Here is a 21,153-nt window from a genome sequence, read left to right on the forward strand (position 1 = left end):
ACCAGTTTGTTTGTGAAGAAACTTCTGTATAGCCTTTCTATTATATTTTCTATTGTACTGTATACTTCCTCCTGTACCAAGATAAGGACAACAGAATTGGCTGTCGACCTGATTCCCGCGGTAGATAACATGAGTGTTTTTGATACAACACTGGAAATCACTACCGAGCTGTATTCCCTTCCAGACAGTACCCGCATTCTTTATTCGGCAGACCATGCAATAGGTATAATGGAAGATCCTTCCTTCGGTACAACTAATGCTGAAGCTTACGTGCAAATGCAGCCCCAGTTATTTGGTAGTTACCCTTTTGGATCCTCCAGTGATAGTATTATAGGGCTTGATTCTCTTATATTATCACTCCATTACACCTCTCTATACGGTGATTCCAATGCTGTACAATCACTTAAGGTATATGAAATAGACCAGTCTTCTGATTTCAGGGATTCCTCTTTGGGTTACCTGATTAGCCATCCTCCTTTCCAGGTTTCAGGCCTGGTGGGACAAAAGGATAACCTGTTATTCAGTACACTCAATGACAGTATTGCATACCTGAAAGTAAAGGACACGGTTAAAACTGTAAATGAATTACGCATTCCCATTTCCAATAGTCTAGGTTTAAAACTCATGTACCTTGATACTTCCTATTATAAATCAGATACTTTATTCAATTCACAGTTTAAGGGTTTTGCTATAAGGCCCGATGCCGGGTCTGCCTTTAAAAGGGCACTCGCTTATGTTAACTTTTATAATGCAGGAACCCGTTTGCGTTTTCATTACCGCAAGATCAAAAACGGGGTTGCTGATACTACTACTACGGATTTCGTTTTCCGTAATTATGCTAATGCCAACCTGGTGAACCGCGATATTTCAGGAAGCCCATATGCTTCCAAACTGCAGAATGGATCATCCAACCAGGAAGAGCTTTACCTGCAGACTTCACCAGGGTCATACGCATTGCTTAAAATACCAGCACTGGCTAGCTTAAGTAACAGGTTGATTTATAAAGCAACCCTGATTGCAGACCGACTGCCAGGTGTGGAGGATAATTATTTCACTGAGCCTTCCCTGTTGTTCCTCGATGCAATTGATAGTGCCAACAACCGGTATTATACCATCCCTAATTCATTCATACGTGATGATAATTCCGGATTGGGTTATACCCCGTCTATTTTTGGAGGATACCTGAAGACAGATAAGTATGAATTTGACTTGGCCCGTTATGTACAGGGTATTGTAAGCAAAGGGCAAACTTCATATTCCCTAAGGCTTTATGCACCTTATATTACTATTCCAACTTTAGCCGGCACCACTGATATTACCCGGGTTTTAAGGTTGAATCCACCAATTGCCAGTGGAAGGGTAATAGTCGGAGGCGGGGCCCACGCAACGAAAAAATTGCGCCTGTATATTATTTATTCCAAAATTTAACGGGCCAACCTATATTTGCCCCGAAATTTAAACTGACTTACATGCCTTATTTGTTTACATCAGAAAGCGTTTCTGAAGGTCATCCAGACAAAGTTGCTGACCAGATTTCAGACGCATTGATTGATAACTTCCTTGCTTTTGACCCTAATTCAAAGGTGGCCTGTGAAACGCTGGTTACCACAGGACAGGTTGTTTTGGCCGGGGAAGTAAAGTCTAAAGCTTATCTCGATGTACAGGAAATAGCCCGTGGTGTAATCCGTAAAATAGGATATACCAAAAGTGAATACATGTTTGAAGCCAATTCCTGTGGTGTTTTATCGGCTATCCATGAGCAATCTGCTGATATCAACCAGGGTGTTGACCGTAAAACAAAAGAAGAACAGGGGGCTGGTGACCAGGGGATGATGTTTGGTTATGCAACCAATGAAACAGAAGATTACATGCCTTTGGCATTGGACCTGGCACATAAGCTGTTGCAGGAACTGGCCGCACTGAGAAGGGAAAATAAGCAAATTAAATACCTTAGGCCCGATGCGAAAAGCCAGGTAACACTGGAATACAATGACCATAATGTTCCGGTTCGTATTGATGCTATCGTTATTTCTACCCAGCACGATGATTTTGATACTGAATCAAAAATGCTGGCAAAGATTAAAAGCGATATCATCGAAATCCTGGTACCCCGAATTAAAACAAAATACAGGAAATACGCCAAGCTGTTTAGCGATAAGATCAAATACCATATCAACCCCACAGGGAAATTTGTTATCGGTGGTCCGCATGGCGATACCGGTTTAACCGGACGGAAGATCATTGTTGATACTTATGGTGGGAAAGGGGCACATGGCGGTGGCGCTTTTAGTGGGAAAGATCCTTCAAAAGTGGACAGGTCCGCTGCTTATGCAACACGCCATATCGCCAAAAACCTGGTAGCTGCCGGGGTTTGTGATGAGGTATTGGTACAGGTATCTTATGCTATCGGTGTAGCGCAACCGATGGGTATTTATGTTAATACTTATGGCACAGCCAAGGTTGACCTTTCAGACGGCGAAATTGCCAGGCTGGTTGAAGGGATTTTTGATATGCGCCCGTATTTTATTGAACAGCGCTTGAAACTGCGTACGCCTATTTATTCCGAAACTGCAGCCTATGGCCATATGGGCCGTAAACCGCAGATTGTGGAAAAGGAATTCAAATCACCTGATGGAAAAATCGTCAGGAAAAAAGTGGAATTGTTCACCTGGGAAAAGCTGGACTATGTTCCAAAGGTTAAAAAGGCCTTTGGTCTTAAATAATAAAAAGAGCTACCACACGGTAGCTTTTTTGTTTCTGGGATGGCGTTAAACTCTTTCATACTTTTGCGCAATGAAAAATTTCCGCCAGCAACCACAGTCAAGGCCCAGGAAAAATACCCTGGTCATTGGCCGTCAGAAAGTAATCAGCGCTTTAAAGGAAGGAAAACAGCTGGAAAGGATTTACCTCGTGCAAACCGTGCATGGTCCGGAAATTGACGAGGTCAGGAAGCTGGCTGATCAACTTAACGTCCCCATTAATAAGGTTCCTGTTGAAAAACTGAACGGATTCAATATTACCGACCATGAAGGATGTGTAGCTGTAATTGCAAAGATTCAGTACCAGGACCTGCAGAATGTTATTTCACAGGTTACAGATGAAGGAGCCTCCCCATTATTTCTGATCCTCGACGGTGTTACAGATATCCGGAATATCGGAGCAATTGCGCGGACAGCTTTCTGCTGTGGTGTTCATGCCATTATAATTCCTGATAAAGGAGTTGGGGCACTCAATGAAGATGCCATCCAGACATCAGCAGGAGCCCTGGAGAAAATAGCTGTTTGCAGGGTCAACAGCCTCATGAAAGCTGTAGATACCCTTCACCTGAATGGTATTAAGGTGTTCGCCAGCGAAATGACAGCCGAAATAAGCATTTTTGGTTGCAATTTTAAGGAACCTGTGGCCATTATAATGGGAAGCGAAGACAAGGGTATTTACCCTGCCTTATTGAAGATTGCTGATACGCCTTTTCATATACCGATGGCTGGGAAATTTGAATCTTTAAATGTGTCTGTTGCTGCAGGAATGATCCTCTATGAGGTGATGCGGCAGCGTGTTTAATGCCGGATCATTGCTTTCTCTACTATTTCCTGGTAATGCAACTGGTAGTTTTCCTTTTTACCATTGATAATGAACTTCTTTTTGGTAAGGGCTCCAATAATGGTACCCAATCCTGCGCCAGTTAACAGTCCTGTTATACCACCCATGGCTGCTTTTTCCCCGGCTGTATAGGTTACATCAAACAAGCAACCTTCGCAAGGCTTATCATCTCCGCTGGCGAAGCCAATGATTATGCCAATTGTTGCACCAGCTATTCCGCCAATTATTGCACCTCTCCCAACATTTCCTTTGCGTCTTAATTGTATTTTGTTTACCTGTTCCGGGGTAAGTGTGTAAAGGTTTGTGAGAATTTTTGAATCGGGAGTTATGGTCAGGCTATTTTCTGTGGCCTCATATAAAAAACCTTTTATGGTGGATCCGTCAGTTTTTTTAACATAAGCCGTGTGAACTTTGCCTTTATTCTGGGAACTGTCGGGACTTACCTGGGCAATTGTAATTGAACATAGCATGACAGCAAAGGAAAGGAGCTTAATCGATTTCATGTCTGTAGGTTTAAGTGTTTGCCTTTATAAATTTTACCTTATATTTAACATATTGGAAAATGGTAATATACAAATATTATTTTTTCAGCACCTGAAAATGAAGTTGCCATCGCATGTTTCCCTGGTTGAGGAAATATCCGATATACTCAATATCAGTACAGATAGTGCATACCGGCGCCTGCGCGGGGAAAAACCCATTTCTTTTGAAGAATTGCAAAAGCTCTGCCTTAAGTATAAAATTTCACTGGACCAGCTTTTCCACCTTGATTCGGATTCTTTCATTTTTTCGGGGTATACCGTAAAAAAGGCGGAATTCGGCTTCTTGGATTATTGGCGAAATGCTGCTGAAGAAGTGCAAAAGATGAACAGTTTTGAAAAAAGGGAAATGTTTTACCTGAATAAGGACATCCCGATTTTTCACCATTTTCAATTCCCGAAGCTTGCGGCATTCAAATGTTTTTTCTGGATGCGGACAATATTGAATGATCCTTTGCTGAATAACAAAAATTTCAGTTTTGAACTGGTAGACCCTGTTATCCTTCAATATGGGAAAAAACTTGTTGATGCTTACTCGCAACTCCCTTCCACTGAAATCTGGAATATCGAAAGTGTTAACAGCAGCCTTCGCCAGATCGAATATTACCGGGAGGCCCGGATTTTCAGTAATCCTGAAGATGTTGCAACTGTTTATGATGAGCTTTTGAAATGTTTAGAACTGATTGAACTGCAGGCAGAACTCGGCTACAAAATCAGTCCGGACCGGCAGGTGCATTACAAGCATATACCTTACCGGATTTTCGTCAACGAGTTTGTTTTGGGCGATAATACCATCCTGGTAAAGCTTAATGATACCAGTGTAACTTTCCTGGTTCATTCGGTATTCAATCACCTGCATACATTTGATAAAGCATTTAATGAACTTACTTATAACCACTTTCAAACCATTATCCGAAAATCTACCTTGATCAGTGAATCTGGGGAAAAAGACAGGGTCCGCTTTTTTACATTAATCCGCCAGAAGATTAATGAAAGCAAGAATGCAAATTTGTAGATTCGCTGAACCATATGCCCGATAATGACTTCCTTCAATTGGTGGAGTGTCCCAGAGATGCTATTCAGGGTTGGACTTCACCTATTTCCACTTCCGATAAAGTGAGGTATATAAATGCCCTTTTGAAGGCAGGTTTCCATACTATTGATTTCGGAAGTTTCGTATCTCCAAAAGCTATTCCGCAGATGGCTGATACGAGGCAGGTTTTGGCAGGACTTGACATGAAATCTTCCAATTCTGCACTGCTGGCAATTGTAGCCAATACAAGAGGGGCAGAAGAGGCTGCTTCGTATGAGGTTATCCGTTACCTCGGCTTCCCTTTTTCTGTTTCTGAAACATTCCAGCAGCGTAATACAAATAGTTCCATTGAACAATCATTAATAACAGTTGAACAGTGCCAGGCACTTTGTGTAAAACGGAATAAGGAACTGGTTGTTTATCTTTCTATGGGTTTTGGAAATCCATACGGTGACCCATGGTCTCAGGAAGTGGTTTTTAAATGGGCCGGGGAAATAGCCGCCATGGGTATCAAAACTTTATCCCTTGCAGATACTGTTGGATTAGCAAGTGCCGGACAGGTGGAACAAATGACCAGATTCCTGGTCAGGGAATTGCCGGCCGTTAAAATTGGTGTGCATCTCCATGCGGCCGCAAATAATTGGTACGAAAAGCTAAACGCCGCATTCAGTGCCGGATGCAGGCGATTTGACGGGGCTATAAAAGGCATTGGCGGTTGCCCGATGGCCGGTGATGAACTGGTGGGTAATATGGATACCGTAAACCTCCTCAGCTATTTTGCTGCACAAAAAATTGAAACCGGAATAAATAACAAAGCACTCGGGGAATGTCTTCAGATTGCGGAAGAAATATTCCGCCAACAACACTGATATGAAATTGATGACTGAAATATCGATCAAAGGTCCTGATCAGCCAATTACCTATACGGATACTCTGTTGCTGGTTGGATCCTGTTTTACGGAACATATCGGTGGAAAACTGGATAACCTTAAATTCAAGGTCCTTCAGAATCCGCATGGTATCCTTTTTGATCCGCTCAGTGTTTCCGATAGCCTGGTCAGTTACATGGAAAACAGGCAATACAAGGCCAGTGACCTGTTTTTCTACAATGAACTCTGGCAAAGCTGGAACCACCATTCCCGTTTTTCTGGTATTGAAGCCAATGCGGTACTGGAAAATATCAATAAGTCCCAGGGAACTGCACACCAGTTTCTCCAATCAGCAAAATGGCTTGTAATCACATTAGGGTCTTCCTATTCTTACCGCCTGAAAGAAGGTAATATTCCTGTAGCTAATTGTCACCGTGCCCCGGCACAATGGTTTCGCAAACATCTTTGTACTATTGATGAAACTGTTGCTGCCCTTGATAATATGTTGCACCGGCTTTTTATGTTTAATGCTGATATCAATATTATTTTTACCATAAGTCCGGTCAGGCATATTCGTGATGGCGTTATTGAAAACAACCGCAGTAAAGCGCGGTTACTGGAATCAGTGCATCAACTGGTGGATAAATTCAGCAGGTTGTACTATTTCCCTGCATATGAACTGATGATTGATGTTTTAAGGGATTACCGTTTTTATGATAGCGACCTGGTGCATCCGAACTACCAGGGCACAGAGTTTGTACTGGAAAAATTCAGGGAACATTATATTTCACATGATATGCATCCCGTAATTGACCTTGTCCAGCAAATATTAATAGCTCGGAAACACAAGGCCTTTCAGCCCTCAACCCAGGCCCATAAATCATTCCTGCAAAGTTTTGCCGCGAAAACCCGGGATTTGATGGAAAAATACCCATTCCTGGATTTGCAGGAAGAACTGGACTATTTCCTGCAGGCCTAGTGGATACGGTCGCCTCGAATTTGTAAGGTATTCATGATCCTTGCTTCTTCTACAAGCCATTCGGCCCAACGTTTCCTTACTTTTTCCGCATCTATATAATGTTCCGCCAGTTGAATAAATAAAACATAGTGCCCGGCTTCGCTTTCCATGAACCGCCGGTAAAAACGGCGCAGGTACTCATCATTCAATCCCTCGCTCAATCGCTTAAACCGTTCGCAACTCCGGGCCTCGATCATGGCCATGGTAAGCAACTGGTCTAAAAACCGCTCTTCCGGATTGCCTCCTTTGCGCTGGAATGCGAGTAACTGGTTTACATACTCATCTTTTCGCTGGCGACCAAGGGACAGGCCGCGTTTTTGCAATTCCTGCAAAACCAGCCGGAAATGTCCCCATTCTTCGGTAACCAGGGGGGCCAGTTCTTTGACTAAAAGAGTTTTATCATTGTGTTTCTGGATCAGGGAAATGCAGGTGGTTGCTGCTTTTTGCTCACAATACGCATGATCTGTAAGGATATCTTCCAGGGAAATGGCTGCGAGGTCAACCCAGCGTGGATCGGTCGGCAAATGAAGCCCCAGGATATTTTTTACCGCATTTATCTCATTCAATTCCATACCAGCAGGTTATATTGCCAAAGATCACCGACCCCGGGCTGCGGCAAAAATAGGGATAGGTTTCAATGGACCAGGAAAACCATTTAAATTATTCGGATGAAGGAAAGATTTTTAGAGCTGAAACTGAATGAACGCAAAGCGCAAATGGCTTACAGGCAGCTGAAGCAGGTAAACGGCATGGTGGATTTCTGTTCCAATGATTACCTGGGACTGAGTCGCGGCGGGCAACTTTTGCCGGACCTGCATTTGGCCCATGGCAGTACCGGTTCCAGGTTATTGTCGGGGAACAGCCTGGCTGCGGAAGAACTTGAGACTGAAATTGCCAGGTTTCATGAAGCTGAAGCAGCATTGATTTTTAATTCAGGATACGATGCTAACCTTGGCCTGCTTAGCGCTGTGCCGCAAAAAGGCGACCATATTTTTTATGACCAACTTTCCCATGCATCTATCCGGGATGGAATAAGGTTAAGCTTTGCCCAATCCTTTTCGTTCAGGCACAATGACCTGCAGGATCTTGAAAAAAAGCTACAACTGGTCGGTGGCGGGGAAAAGTTTATTGTTACAGAAGCGGTTTTTTCAATGGATGGTGATTTTTCGCCATTGGCTGAAATTTCGGATCTGTGTGACCGTTATAATGCCCATCTTATCGTTGATGAAGCGCATAGTATTGGCGTTATCGGCGACAGGGGCGAGGGTTTGGCACAATCAATTAATGTACACCAAAAATGTTTCGCACGGATTTATACATATGGAAAAGCTGCCGGGGCACATGGCGCAGCTGTGGTTGGCAGCCAGCAATTACATGACTACCTGGTGAATTTTTCCAGGCCATTTATTTTTACAACAGCATTACCACCGATTGCTTTATATGCTATCAGGCAGGCATACACACAATTCCCGGTAATGGTGGAACCACGCAGTCATCTCCGGCAAATGATCTCTGTATTCCAGGCAGCTGAACTGGGTTATGAAAAACTGGCATCAAAAACACCTATCCAGGGTATTGTAGTGCCAGGCAATGCTGAGGTTAAAGCACTTGCCGCGAAATTACAGGCTTCGAATTTAGACGTTCGTCCCATTTTATACCCGTCAGTACCTAGGGGAAGTGAACGCCTGAGGATCGTATTACATACGTTTAACCAACCGGGTGAAATGGAGCAATTGTTGTATTGCCTCCGCTAAGGGGTTATTTTATTAGGCCTAAAGCCAGTAAAGCAATAAATAATAAACCGAGGACCAGTTTTTTATTCCTGCTTGTTTTTGTAATGGCTGTTTCCATGGTAAAGATTTTTAAAGGATTAAGACTTCCTTGTATTAAAGACCTGAAATCAGCCAAATAGTTTGAAAGAAAACTGTTAAATAGAAATTAATATTACTTTTAGCTGTAGCAAAAGCTTGACTATGAGATTTTTGTTTCTTGCCGGCACAGCGCTGGTTACCATTGGTTTAATCTTCATTTTTGATTCGAGACAGGTCCTGCCTGCTCCATTGGGAAAATTATTGAGTCCGCAACACGGAATCTGGCAAAACGCTGAACCTGCCAATATTTCCTTTAATGATGAGCTGAGATTACCCGGACTGAAGGGAAAAACTGACGTTTACTTCGATGAGCAACTAGTACCCCATGTATTTGCCGAAGATGAACAAGATGCTTACTACGTCCAGGGCTACCTGCATGCCAAATTCAGGCTCTGGCAAATGGAATTCCAAACGCATGCTGCTGCAGGACGCCTGAGTGAAATACTGGGTGAAGGTCCGGGTGGCAGGATCCTCGATTACGACAGGAACATGCGGAGGCTGGGCATGACTTATGCCGCTGAGAAATCTGTGGCAGAGGTCGAGAAATCACCCGCTTCAAAAGCGCAGTATGAATCTTATGCAGATGGCGTAAATGCTTATATAGACCAGCTAACAGAAAGCCAATTACCCATTGAATACAAATTATTGGGCTATTATCCCGAGAAATGGACAACACTCAAGACTGCTCTTTTCCTGAAATATATGAGCTATGATCTGGCAGGTGGAGAGAGTGACCTGGAATTCACCAATGCCAGGAATAATTTTTCAAAGGCCGATTTTGAGAAACTGTTTTATTACCTGGCCGATTCTTTGAAACCGATCGCCCCCAATACACCAGAATCACCATATCCAGCTGTTGCTGCAATGGACCTGGCTCCCCCGGCAAATGCCGATTCAGCTTATTTTGGATTCCGCAGAGATAGTTTAAGTATCTCTCATGTAAATACCCATAAGCCCAACCCTGAAAACGGCAGCAATAACTGGGCGGTTGCAGGTTCCAAAACAAAAAGTGGCAGGCCTATTTTGTGCAACGATCCGCACCTTGGATTGAACCTTCCTTCCTTATGGTATGAAATGCAGATTACCACACCGAATTTCAGTGCATATGGCGCAACTTTTCCCGGTTCACCCAATGTTATTATTGGCTTCAACCAAAATATCTCTTTCGGGTTTACCAATGCCGGCCGCGATGTAAAGGATTACTACGAAATAGAATTCCAGGATGATAGCAAGGCTGCATATCTGTATAATGGGAAGTGGTTGCCTTCCGACAAAAGGGTGGAAGTAATTAAGATTAAAGGCAAGCCTGATTTGTTAGACACGGTTACCTATACCATTTTTGGACCTGTGATGTATGATGAAAATTACAGGGCCAGTGAAAAAGATGTAAGGAATCTTGCTGTAAGGTGGAAGGCCCATGACGCGAGTAATGATGGTCTGGCATTTTATGGCCTGAACCATGCAAAGAATTACCCAGAATATCTTGAGGCGATCAAAAACCTGACTTGTCCGGGCCAGAATTGCATATTTGCATCCCGCAGTGGTGATATAGCCATCTGGCAACAAGGCCAGTTCCCGGCAAAATGGAGAAGGCAGGGTGATTTTATTATGCCTGGAAAGGACAGCAGTTACCGATGGAAAGGCATGATCCCGCAGGCCGAGAACCCGCACCTGGTAAATCCTTCACGAGGTTATGTCAGCAGCGCCAACCAATTATCTGTGGATGGATCCTACCCTTATTATACGGGCGATGTTTTTCCGGTTTACCGGGGATATATTGTGAACCGGTACCTCGATACGGCAAAGCATTTGGGGCCTGAAGATATGATGCGTATGCAGACAGACAATTACAATGTAAAAGCAGAGTTCGCCAGGGATATCCTGGAGCGGGTAAACTCTGCCCAACTTGATGAAATATCAAATAAATATTACAGTATTTATAAGCAATGGGATAACCGGTATGACGTGGGAGCAGAAGGGGCTATAGTGTTTACCTTATGGTGGGCAGCTCTTGAAAAAGCCACATGGGGTGATGAATTTGGTAAAGTAGGCTTGCCATTGCCAAATCCCGGGGAGTATGTGCTGGTTGAATCCTTGCACAGGGATTCTGCTTATTCATTTATAGATAATATCAATACACCTGAAAAGGAAACCCTGGAAGATTTGTTGGTTTCCTCGCTGAAAGAAGCTTCCGATTCTTTGGAAAAGCTATCTGCAAGCGGACTTCTACCCTGGGAAAAAGTCAAAGACACACATATACGCCATTTGCTGAAAGTAATTGATCCCTTTAGCAGGCTGCACCTGCCCATTGGCGGAGGTAAAGGTGTTATCAATGCCACAGAGGCGGATCACGGGCCAAGCTGGAGAATGATTGTACATATGACAGATGATATTGAGGCATATGGTGTTTATCCGGGCGGACAAAGCGGTAATCCCGGAAGTGCTTATTACGACAATTTTGTGGATGACTGGGTTGCCGGAAAATACCATAAGCTCTGGTTAATGAAAAAAGAAGAAAATACCGATCCGCGTATTAAATGGACCATGCATTTCAGTAAATCCTGATGATTGATGAAGCCTTAAAGCAATACACATGAAATTCACTGTATCAATACTTCTTACAGCGCTGTTAAGTTTCGCATTATGCATCTTCCTGGAATGGTGGTCTATCGCTATAGCCGCATTTATTGTTGCGGCTGCCATTCACCAGGTACCCTGGAAAGCTTTCCTTTCGGGGTTTCTGTCCTTGTTCCTGCTGTGGGTAATATTATCCTGGATAATAAGTTCTGCAAACAATGATATCCTGGCACAGAAAGTTTCTATTATTATTTTAAAGAAGGAAAGTCCGGGCTTACTGATACTGGTAACCGGTATAATAGGTGGATTGGTAGGAGGATTTGGGGCACTTACAGGATGCTTTGCAAGAAAGCTATAATCCTTCGTTAAATCTCCCGGTAAAGGCTCTCGTGATGTTTGCATTAACTCCTGGCCGGTTATATTCGGACAGCCAATCATTATGAGGATAGTTGTATGCTTTTTGTTGTTGCTTGGATTTTTTCCGGCATTTTCCGGCACCATCAGTGGTTTTGTAAAAGATGACGCAGGTAAGCCGCTTGCGTATGCATCAGTTTACGTAAAGAATGGCAGGGAGGGCACTACAACAGGGGTAAATGGTAACTTCCAGCTTAACTTACCAAATGGTGAGTATACGCTTATTGCCCAGTATGTAGGGTATGCCAGGCAGGAAAAAACGATTACAGTTGTTGCGGAACCTCAGAAACTGGATTTTATACTTACCCTGCAACAGGTATCATTAAACGAAGTTGTGGTAAGGCCGGGTGGTGAAGACCCGGCGTATGAAATTATCAGGAATGCCATAAAGAAGCGAAAAGACCATTTGCAGGAACTGGACCATTTCAGCAGTGAAGTGTACACCAAGGAACAACTCCAGCTCAGGAATTTTCCGGATAAATTCATGGGTAAAAAAGTAGATTTTGAAGATGGCGATACCAGCAAACGAAAAATTTTATACCTCTCCGAAACCGTTGCGAAATATTCTATCCGGCCACCGGATAAATCAAAGCTTGAAGTTTTGTCAACACGGGTTAGCGGCAGCAGCAATTCCTTCGGTCTGAGCCTGCCGCAAATCATCAATTTTTACGAAAACAATATAGAGGCAGGCGGATTAAATCCGAGGGGATTTATATCGCCGATTTCCGATAATGCGCTTAATTTTTACAAGTATCATTTTGAAGGGAGTTTTTGGGAAGATGGTGTTGAAGTAAACCGTATCAAAGTAACCCCGAAGCGAAAGTTTGAGCCAGTTTTTTCAGGATATATAATGATTGTTGAAAATGAATGGCGCATCCACAGCCTGCAATTGAAATTGCTGAAGTCATCGCAAATGCAGGTGCTTGATACCCTAACCATAGAACAACTGTATGCACCACTAACAAAAAATGCCTGGGTGATACGAAACCAGGTATTATATCCTGCAATAAAGTTTTTTGGATTCGATGCATTTGGTAGTTCAGTTACCGTTTACTCAAAGTTCAACCTTGATGCCGAATTTGCACCGAAATACTTCAACAATGCGGTGGTAAAATATTATGAAGGGTCAAACAGGAAAGGGGCTGAGTATTGGGATTCTGTAAGACCATTGCCACTGCAGCCGGAAGAAATGCTAGACTTCCACCGGAAGGACAGTCTTGAACAGGTTCGGAAAAATCCCCGATACCTTGATTCCCTGGACCGTCTTAGAAATAAAGTATCTGTTACAGGAATTCTGTTTACCGGTGAATCTTTTGAAAGACAAAAAAAGCGAGAAACTTATTCTTTCAATCCATTGCTTCAAGCGGTAAGCTTTAATACAGTTGAAGGTTGGTTATTGAATATTTCTGGAAGTTATTCTAAAAGGATTGACAGTACTGATATCCGCAAGATGCTGTTTATAAGACCTGTTATGCGCTATGGATTCAGCAGCCAGAAATTCTACGGCAAACTGGAAGGGAGTTATAGCTATGGGAAAAAGGAATTGTCCACCGTTTCCCTTGTGGGTGGAAAATATGTTTTTCAGTACAATAACAATAATCCGATTGGCACATTTGCAAATACACTGGCATCCTTATTCTGGGAGCAGAATTATATGAAACTGTATGAAGCAGGTTTCATCAAATTCAGTTATACAAAAGAGCTTGGAAATGGCCTGAACCTTTTAAGCCGCTTGCAGTACCAGGACCGGGCGCCACTTGAAAACAGCACTTCTCAAACCTGGCGGAATGTTAAGGACCGAACCTATACCCCCAATTACCCGGTTGAAATAATGAATGCCCCGATGGAGAAGCACCAGGCAGTGATACTGGATATCGGTTTGACCTGGAGGCCGGGAGTTAAATATATAGAATTTCCAGATCGCAAAATGAACCTGGGTTCAAAATACCCCTTGTTCAGCTTTGGCTTCTCCAAAGGTATCAAAGACCTGTTGGGAAGTGATATTGATTACCTGAAATGGGAGGCGGGTATAAAAGATGACCTCAACTTTAAATTAGGCGGCGAGCTGCAGTACAATATTTCCGCGGGAGGATTTTTGCAACACCAGACGGTTCAGGTTCCGGATTACAAGCATTTTAATGGAAACCAGGTTGCCTTGGCCACAAACTACCTGAGCAGTTTCCAGGCCCTGCCTTATTACCAGTACAGCAATACGGAAAGCATATGGTTTGAAGGGCACCTTGAGCACCATTTTAATGGGTTACTAACCAATAAAATACCAGGGTTCCGGTCTTTTAACTGGTACCTTGTAGGTGGTGCAAATGGGTTATGGCTTGATGGCAACAAGCATTATGAAGAGCTATTCCTCGGACTTGAAAATATATTTAAGATTATCCGGGCAGATGTCGTTTGGTCTTTTGACCAGGGGCATTACCAGGGTGCATTTTTCCGGATTTCAGCGCGTGGCATATTATCGGGAAGTGGCAGTGCTGAATGATTTGCGCCGGAACAAAACTCTTGTTACCTTTGCGCCTGTTTCAGAAATTTTGTTCACAAGGCAAGTGTCCTTAAAATTTCCATATAATGGCTGTATTACACAATCGTGTCTCCCAGGAGGAGCTGAAGAAGCGTTTAATGGAGGAATCCGAACCCCGGATAACTATCTCCTTTTATCATTATTTTTTTATTGAAGATCCCCGGGCTTTCAGGGATGAGTTGTACAAAAACCTGCATGCACTGAAGGTATTTGGCCGGATTTACGTAGCCAATGAAGGTATCAATGCGCAAATAAGTGTACCTGCATCGTCTTTTGAAGTGATGAAGGCTTATTTGTATTCCATTGAGCCATTAAATGGGCTGCGCCTGAATATTGCAGTAGATGATGATGGTAAATCATTTTGGGTATTAAAAATTAAGGTCAGGGAGAAGATAGTGGCGGATGGCATAACTGACCCTGATTTCGATATGCGAAATAAGGGCCGGTATGTAAATGCCGTTGAGTTCAACGAACTCACCAGCGACCCGGATACCATTGTGATAGATATGCGCAACCATTATGAATATGAAGTGGGCCATTTTGAACGTGCCATTGAAGTACCCAGCGATACCTTCCGCGAACAATTGCCCATGGCCGTAGATATGATGAAGGAAAACCGCAGCAAAAACATCATCATGTATTGCACAGGTGGCATAAGGTGTGAAAAGGCAAGCGCATATATGTTACACAATGGCTTTAAGAATGTTTTTCACCTCGAAGGCGGAATCATTAATTATGCGAATTCAGTAAAGGAAAAAGGCCTTCCCAATAAATTCAAGGGAAAGAATTTTGTATTTGATAACAGGCTGGGGGAGCGGATTAGTGAAGAAATAATTGCACGTTGCCACCAGTGCGGGGAACCTGCTGATACACATACCAACTGCAGGAATGAGGGCTGCCACCTTTTGTTTATCCAATGTGAAAAATGCGCAGAAAAATACGAAGGATGCTGTAGCCATGCCTGCCAGGATACTATTCATCTGCCTGAAGAAACGCAGAAGGAATTGCGGAAAGGCATTGTAAAAGGACAACACATATTCAATAAATCAAAGGCGAGGGTGCGTCCCTTGCTGCAAAAAGACCCGGGTATATAACACTGGATGTTAAAATGCATTAACGGGGAAATTCCCGGTTGTAAACGGCATTATTGACTTTGTTTTCGGGGGTTTCAGCATTGTAAATTTGGTCCGGTAGCAAGCCTTATTTCTCACGCTGAAACCTTTTGTTATGAAAAAGAATTTCATTCCCGTTACAGTTATTATGGCGGCATTGATTATGGGTTACAGGTATACCTATTAAATTATTCACCCGCCGGGTAATACCCGGCGGGTGAAAATGGGTGAAAATTTACCCTAACTTTGCCGGTCGGCGGAAAACCGGGTTTTCGTGCCTTTACTTTGAAAACTTATGAAACTTTTTCCTGAATCGGCGGTCGTGCAACTGGAGTTTGAGAAAATCAAGACCCTGCTCGAAACGCATTGTAAAACTGAATACGCGCGTCAAAAGGCCGGAGACCTCAGGATACATACACGTCTTTCTTTTATAGAACTGGAACTGCGGCAAAGCCACGAATACCGCCAGTTGCTGCAAAATTCGGTTTACTTTCCCAATGACTTTATCATAAACCTTTCCAAAGACCTGAAATTGCTGGGAATTCCCGGTGCAGTAATGTCGGGTGAACAGTTGGTGAATATCAGGAAACTCGCAGAAAATATCCAGAATATATTCAGGTGGTTTGATAATGAACGAAGGCTGGCTTATGGAGGGTTAGCACAGGTAATTGAAGGCACTTATTATGAAAAAGGCATCCAGGCAATGATAAATGAGGTGGTTGATGAGCATGGGGTAGTGCTGGATAATGCATCAGAGGAACTGCGAAAAATCAGGATGAGTCTTTACAAAAAAAGGGCCGACCTCCGGCGGGCGTTTGAGCGGGTCGTCCAAAAATTAAACAAGCAGGGATACCTGGCTGATATTGAAGAATCTTTCCTGAATGGCCGACGCGTCCTCGCTGTTTTTGCGGAACAAAAAAGAATGATCAAAGGTATCCTCCATGGGGAAAGCGATACCCGTAAAACAGCATTTATTGAACCTGAAGAAACCATTGAACTAAACAATGATGTATACTCACTCGAGAATGATGAAAAACGCGAAGTGTACCGGATACTTCGGGCACTAACTGCAAAATTATCGGCCTATGCAGATTTGCTGAAAGCCTACCTTAATGTAACAGGCGAATATGATTTTATAAGGGCAAAAGCAAGATTTGCACAAGATTATAACGGTGAATACCCGGTGGTTGTTGATAAGGCCCATATCCATCTTGTTAATGCATACCACCCGCTTTTGTTCATCTATAACAAACGACAGGAAAAACCAACTATCCCGGTTAGTTTAACCCTCGACGATAAAAACCGTATCCTGGTAATCAGTGGTCCCAATGCCGGTGGTAAAACAGTGACAATGAAAACTGTGGGGCTTAACCAGATGATGGTACAAAGCGGATTGCTGGTGCCTGTCCATCCTTCTTCCCAGTTTGGTATTTTCAAACAATTGATGATCCATATTGGTGATACACAGAGCCTGGAATTTGAATTGAGTACTTATAGCTCCCACCTCAAAAACATGAAGCATTTCATGGAGACAGCTAATGGGAAAACGCTCTTTTTCATTGATGAACTTGGCAGTGGATCTGATCCTAACCTTGGTGGCGCTTTTGCGGAAGTGATTATGGAAGAATTGGCCAGGAAGCATGCCATGGGCATTGTAACCACACATTACCTGAACCTGAAAGTAATGGCTAACAAAACACCAGGTATCATAAACGGCGCAATGGCATTTGATGAAATGAGCTTAATGCCATTATACAAATTAATCATAGGAAAACCAGGCAGTTCTTATACTTTTTCAATTGCTGAAAGGATCGGTCTGGACAAGCGACTTATTAACCGTGCACGTGCATTGGTAGATGAAAACCATTTTAGCCTGGATAAATTGCTGAACCGAACAGAACAGGATTTGCGTGAACTGGAGAAAAGGGAAAAAGAGCTGGCTAAACTAATGAAAGAAAATGAGCGCCTGAAGAAAGAAATGGAGCAGGTAATGGATAAGGAAAAACACCGTCAGCAGGTTGAGTTACTGAAGCAGCAGAATAAAATTACCGAAGACAGGATCGACTACCTGAAAGATATGGACAGGAAGATGAAACAGATATTGATAGAGTGGAAAAAAACAACCGATAAAGAAAAGGTTATGAAAGAAATGTTCAACCTGCTTTTCAAAAAGGATGAACACAAAGTTGTTAATAAACTCCAGAAAAAAATTGACTCAAAATTCGATGAGATCGGTGGCGATATCCAGGTTGGTATAAAAGTAAAAATGAAGCGCAATCACCAGGTTGGAGAAGTCATCGAACTGAGGGGGAAGCGGGCAGTAGTGAAAATAGGACTACTTCCCATGCAGGTCGATATCAAAGACCTCGTGGCAGTTAAAGAAAAAAATATTTCCGGCTCATAACCCGCTTACCGTTCACCGCTCATAGTTTACTGCGAGTGTATATAAGTCTGTAAATGCGAAATCGTTTCCGCCTGGTTGGCAATCACCGCCTTAATTACGTCATTCACGGAAATGATGCCTGTAAGCTGATCTCCGTCAAATACCGGCAGGTACCGGATATTGTTCACCGACATCAGCTGCATGCATTCTTCAATAGAGCTGGCCGGACTAATCCTTGGTAAATCGGTGGACATGATATCGCCTACAATGGTATCGGTAGAAGACTTTCCTTTAAGAATTACTTTCCGGGCATAATCGCGTTCTGTCATAATGCCCATATACCGGTCATTTTCCAGTACCAGGATGGAACCGATATTGTTATCGCTCATAATCTTTAAGGCATCCAAAACCGTGTGGGCCGGAGCTACGCTGATTAATTCACGGTGTTTACGGGCAAGAATATCTGCTACTTTTTTCATACAGGAGCTTTATCGTTTGGCTGTATAAGATACTGATTTATTCCCAAAATGTTAAAATGCCGGTATGCTTATCTTTACCACTACCGAAACGAAAAAAGACCTGCATGAATGTTGAGCAACAGCGCCTGACTGATCCTAAGTGGAAGAAATGGGGACCCTATGTTTCCGACCGCCAATGGGCTACTGTTCGGGAAGATTATACCGAAGATGGCAATACCTGGGAAGGGGTAACCTATGATATGAGCCGAAGTTATGCCTACCGTTGGGGAGAAGATGGAATAGCGGGTATTTGTGACGAAGCGCAGCGCATTTGCTTTTCAGTGGCCATGTGGAACAAAAAGGATCCCTTTATAAAAGAAAGGCTGTTTGGTTTAACAGGGCCAAGGGGAAATCACGGGGAAGATGTAAAAGAACTCTATTATTACCTGGATAGTTCCCCTACGCATTCCTATATGAAAATGCTCTATAAGTATCCCCAGAAAGCATTTCCATATGATGAACTCTATGCCGAAAATGATAAAAGAAACAGGGAACAACCTGAATTCGAACTTGTAGACACCGGCATCTTCGACACCGGTGCGTACTTTGATGTTTTTGTCGAATACGCCAAAGCCACTCCAACAGATATCCTCATCAAAATATCTGTCGCTAACCGCAACAAGGAAGGAGCTTCCCTTTCCCTCTTACCAACAGTCTGGTTCAGGAATACCTGGTCCTGGGGAATTGACGAGTACAAGCCAAAATTAGAAGCGGATGGCCCTAATGCCATCCGGCTGAACCATGAGCGGTCCGGGCAATATTTCATGTATTGCAACGGCAATTGCGACCTGCTTTTTTGTGAAAATGAAACCAACTCAAAAAGATTCCAGGGGAAAAAGGGGATTCAGCCTATTGCAAAAGACGGGATCAACGAATTCATTGTCAATAAGAAGCGTACCACCATCAGTAAATCTAAAACGGGCACCAAGGCCTCAGCGCATTATAACCTTGTGGTTGGAGCAGGTGAAACGGTTACCGTACAGTTAAGGTTATCCAGGGAAGCGCTGGACTATCCTTTCCACGATTTCGATGCCATTTTCTGGCAGAGGATGAATGAGAATGAAGAGTTTTATACCGATTTGCAAAGGGGTGTCCTGTCTCAGGAAGACCGCAGGCTGCAAAGGCAGGCTTACGCAGGTATGCTGTGGAGCAAACAGTTTTACTATTATGATGTAGAAAAATGGTTGAGTGGCGATCCGAACAAACCCGCACCCCGGAACAGGGCCTGGGGTAGAAACCACGACTGGAGCCACCTGAATAATTTTGACATTATTTCCATGCCCGATAAGTGGGAATACCCCTGGTATGCCGCCTGGGACCTTGCTTTCCATTGCATCCCCCTGGCGTATTTAGACCCTGCCTTCGCGAAAAACCAATTGCAGTTACTTACAAAGGAATGGTATATGCACCCCAATGGCCAGTTCCCTGCCTATGAATGGAACCTGGGCGATGTGAATCCGCCAGTACATGCCTGGGCAACCTGGCGGGTATACGAGATCGATAAAAATATGCATGATGGGAAAGGGGATATTGTATACCTGGAAAGTGTGTACCATAAACTGTTATTGAATTTTACCTGGTGGGTCAACCGGAAAGACCATGATGGGAACAATATCTTCCAGGGCGGATTCCTTGGTTTGGATAATATCGGGGTATTTGACCGGAGTGCGCCTTTGCCGGGTGGCGGCCACCTGGAGCAAAGCGATGGCACAAGCTGGATGGCTATGTATTGCCTGAACCTGCTGCGCATTTCCCTTGAACTGGCGGCCCATAACCATGTATATGCCGATATGGCGACCAAATTCTTTGAGCATTTTGTGTATATCGCAAAAGCCATGAATAGTTTTGGTGAAAAAGATGCCGGCCTTTGGGATGAAAAAGACCAGTTTTTCTATGATGTGCTGAAAAAGCCGGATGGTTCAGAACTGAAACTTCGGGTAAGGTCAATGGTTGGACTAATCCCGCTCTTCGCGGTAGAAGTAATCGATCATAGCCTCTTCGCGCAGATACCTGAATTTGTGCACCGGCTTGAGTGGTTCCTGAAACATAAATCTTCTTACTCTTCCATCATATCGGAGTGGAGCAGCACACTTTCCGGCGAAAAACACTTGCTTTCCCTGATCAGGTCCGATAAACTGATCGCCATTTTGCAGAAAGTGCTTGATGAAACGGAATTCCTCAGTGAATACGGGGTACGCGCCTTATCCAGGTTCCATGAAGAACACCCATTCAATATTGAAATTGATGGTAATAGTTTTGGCGTGAAGTACCTGCCGGCAGAATCAGACAGCAATATGTTTGGCGGTAATTCCAATTGGCGTGGGCCGATCTGGTTTCCGTTAAACTACCTGATCATAGAATCTTTGCAACGGTACCATTACTATTATGGCGAAGCTCTTAAAGTGGAGTACCCTAATGGCTCAGGAAATTTCATGACCCTTGATGAGGTGGCCAATGAATTATCGAACCGTTTATTGAAAATATTCCGGACCGACGAGAATGGCAGGCGACCTGTAAATGGCGATTATGACTTATTGCAGAAAGACCCGTATTTCAAGGATTACTTTTTGTTTTATGAATATTTCCACGGGGATAACGGCAGGGGTGTGGGTGCATCCCACCAAACAGGCTGGACGGGACTTGTAGCCAAATTATTACATCCCAGGCATTAAATATTTTTGAA

At 43.5% G+C, this 21,153-nt stretch carries 16 protein-coding genes; 13 read left to right on the forward strand and 3 right to left on the reverse strand.

The window, feature by feature from the left end:
* Positions 1–12 precede the first annotated feature (12 nt).
* The 3 genes from LAQ65_RS02135 (at position 13) to rlmB (ending at position 3,561) form a co-directional block, all read left to right on the forward strand.
* Positions 13–1,428 (forward strand): DUF4270 family protein, encoded by a 1,416-nt coding sequence (locus LAQ65_RS02135; protein ID WP_224115283.1) that lies wholly within the window; start codon positions 13–15, stop codon positions 1,426–1,428.
* Positions 1,429–1,469: 41 nt separating this feature from the next.
* On the forward strand, positions 1,470–2,723 hold the full coding sequence (gene metK / locus LAQ65_RS02140) for a methionine adenosyltransferase (protein ID WP_224115284.1): 1,254 nt from the start codon (positions 1,470–1,472) through the stop codon (positions 2,721–2,723).
* A gap of 70 nt (positions 2,724–2,793) precedes the next feature.
* Positions 2,794–3,561, forward strand: coding sequence for a 23S rRNA (guanosine(2251)-2'-O)-methyltransferase RlmB (gene rlmB, locus LAQ65_RS02145; RefSeq protein WP_224115285.1), 768 nt, complete (start codon positions 2,794–2,796; stop codon positions 3,559–3,561).
* Here the strand turns inward: rlmB and LAQ65_RS02150 are convergent.
* Complete coding sequence (locus LAQ65_RS02150) at positions 3,558–4,103, reverse strand: hypothetical protein (protein WP_224115286.1); 546 nt, start codon at positions 4,101–4,103, stop codon at positions 3,558–3,560. The two genes, rlmB and LAQ65_RS02150, sit on opposite strands and share 4 nt — an antisense overlap.
* Positions 4,104–4,200: 97 nt before the next feature.
* Here LAQ65_RS02150 and LAQ65_RS02155 point away from each other — a divergent pair, with 97 nt between their 5' ends.
* The 3 genes from LAQ65_RS02155 to LAQ65_RS02165 are packed head-to-tail and all read left to right on the forward strand — an operon-like array spanning position 4,201 to position 7,020.
* Positions 4,201–5,154, forward strand: coding sequence for a helix-turn-helix domain-containing protein (locus LAQ65_RS02155; RefSeq protein ID WP_224115287.1), 954 nt, complete (start codon positions 4,201–4,203; stop codon positions 5,152–5,154).
* A gap of 14 nt (positions 5,155–5,168) precedes the next feature.
* Positions 5,169–6,041 (forward strand): hydroxymethylglutaryl-CoA lyase, encoded by an 873-nt coding sequence (locus LAQ65_RS02160; RefSeq protein WP_224115288.1) that lies wholly within the window; start codon positions 5,169–5,171, stop codon positions 6,039–6,041.
* 1 nt (position 6,042) lies between these two features.
* Positions 6,043–7,020 carry a GSCFA domain-containing protein gene (locus tag LAQ65_RS02165; RefSeq protein ID WP_224115289.1) on the forward strand — a complete coding sequence of 326 codons (978 nt, stop codon included), beginning with the start codon at positions 6,043–6,045 and terminating at the stop codon, positions 7,018–7,020.
* Here LAQ65_RS02165 and miaE read toward each other — a convergent pair.
* Positions 7,017–7,631, reverse strand: a complete 615-nt coding sequence (miaE, locus tag LAQ65_RS02170; protein WP_224115290.1) for a tRNA-(ms[2]io[6]A)-hydroxylase — start codon at positions 7,629–7,631, stop codon at positions 7,017–7,019. The two genes, LAQ65_RS02165 and miaE, sit on opposite strands and share 4 nt — an antisense overlap.
* A gap of 96 nt (positions 7,632–7,727) precedes the next feature.
* On the opposite strand from miaE, the gene LAQ65_RS02175 reads away from it, so the two are divergent.
* The 6 genes from LAQ65_RS02175 to LAQ65_RS02200 all read left to right on the forward strand — a co-directional run bounded on the left by LAQ65_RS02175 (position 7,728) and on the right by LAQ65_RS02200 (position 17,973).
* Complete coding sequence (locus LAQ65_RS02175; RefSeq protein WP_224115291.1) at positions 7,728–8,813, forward strand: aminotransferase class I/II-fold pyridoxal phosphate-dependent enzyme; 1,086 nt, start codon at positions 7,728–7,730, stop codon at positions 8,811–8,813.
* Between the two features lie 219 nt (positions 8,814–9,032).
* Positions 9,033–11,495 (forward strand): penicillin acylase family protein, encoded by a 2,463-nt coding sequence (locus LAQ65_RS02180; RefSeq protein WP_224115292.1) that lies wholly within the window; start codon positions 9,033–9,035, stop codon positions 11,493–11,495.
* 28 nt (positions 11,496–11,523) lie between these two features.
* Positions 11,524–11,865 (forward strand): hypothetical protein, encoded by a 342-nt coding sequence (locus tag LAQ65_RS02185; RefSeq protein WP_224115293.1) that lies wholly within the window; start codon positions 11,524–11,526, stop codon positions 11,863–11,865.
* 81 nt (positions 11,866–11,946) lie between these two features.
* Complete coding sequence (locus LAQ65_RS02190) at positions 11,947–14,418, forward strand: DUF5686 and carboxypeptidase regulatory-like domain-containing protein (RefSeq protein ID WP_224115294.1); 2,472 nt, start codon at positions 11,947–11,949, stop codon at positions 14,416–14,418.
* 86 nt (positions 14,419–14,504) lie between these two features.
* Positions 14,505–15,551 carry an oxygen-dependent tRNA uridine(34) hydroxylase TrhO gene (gene trhO / locus LAQ65_RS02195; protein ID WP_224115295.1) on the forward strand — a complete coding sequence of 349 codons (1,047 nt, stop codon included), beginning with the start codon at positions 14,505–14,507 and terminating at the stop codon, positions 15,549–15,551.
* A 313-nt stretch (positions 15,552–15,864) separates the two neighbouring features.
* Positions 15,865–17,973: an endonuclease MutS2 gene (locus tag LAQ65_RS02200; protein ID WP_224115296.1), complete on the forward strand. Its 2,109-nt coding sequence runs from the start codon at positions 15,865–15,867 to the stop codon at positions 17,971–17,973.
* A 26-nt stretch (positions 17,974–17,999) separates the two neighbouring features.
* On the opposite strand, the gene LAQ65_RS02205 is transcribed toward LAQ65_RS02200, so the two are convergent.
* Positions 18,000–18,431, reverse strand: coding sequence for a CBS domain-containing protein (locus LAQ65_RS02205; RefSeq protein ID WP_224115297.1), 432 nt, complete (start codon positions 18,429–18,431; stop codon positions 18,000–18,002).
* A gap of 104 nt (positions 18,432–18,535) precedes the next feature.
* On the opposite strand from LAQ65_RS02205, the gene LAQ65_RS02210 reads away from it, so the two are divergent.
* On the forward strand, positions 18,536–21,142 hold the full coding sequence (locus LAQ65_RS02210; RefSeq protein ID WP_224115298.1) for an MGH1-like glycoside hydrolase domain-containing protein: 2,607 nt from the start codon (positions 18,536–18,538) through the stop codon (positions 21,140–21,142).
* The last annotated feature ends 11 nt before the right edge of the window (positions 21,143–21,153 follow it).

Source organism: Flavihumibacter profundi (assembly GCF_020076305.1).
Taxonomy (GTDB): Bacteria; Bacteroidota; Bacteroidia; order Chitinophagales; family Chitinophagaceae; genus Flavihumibacter; species Flavihumibacter profundi.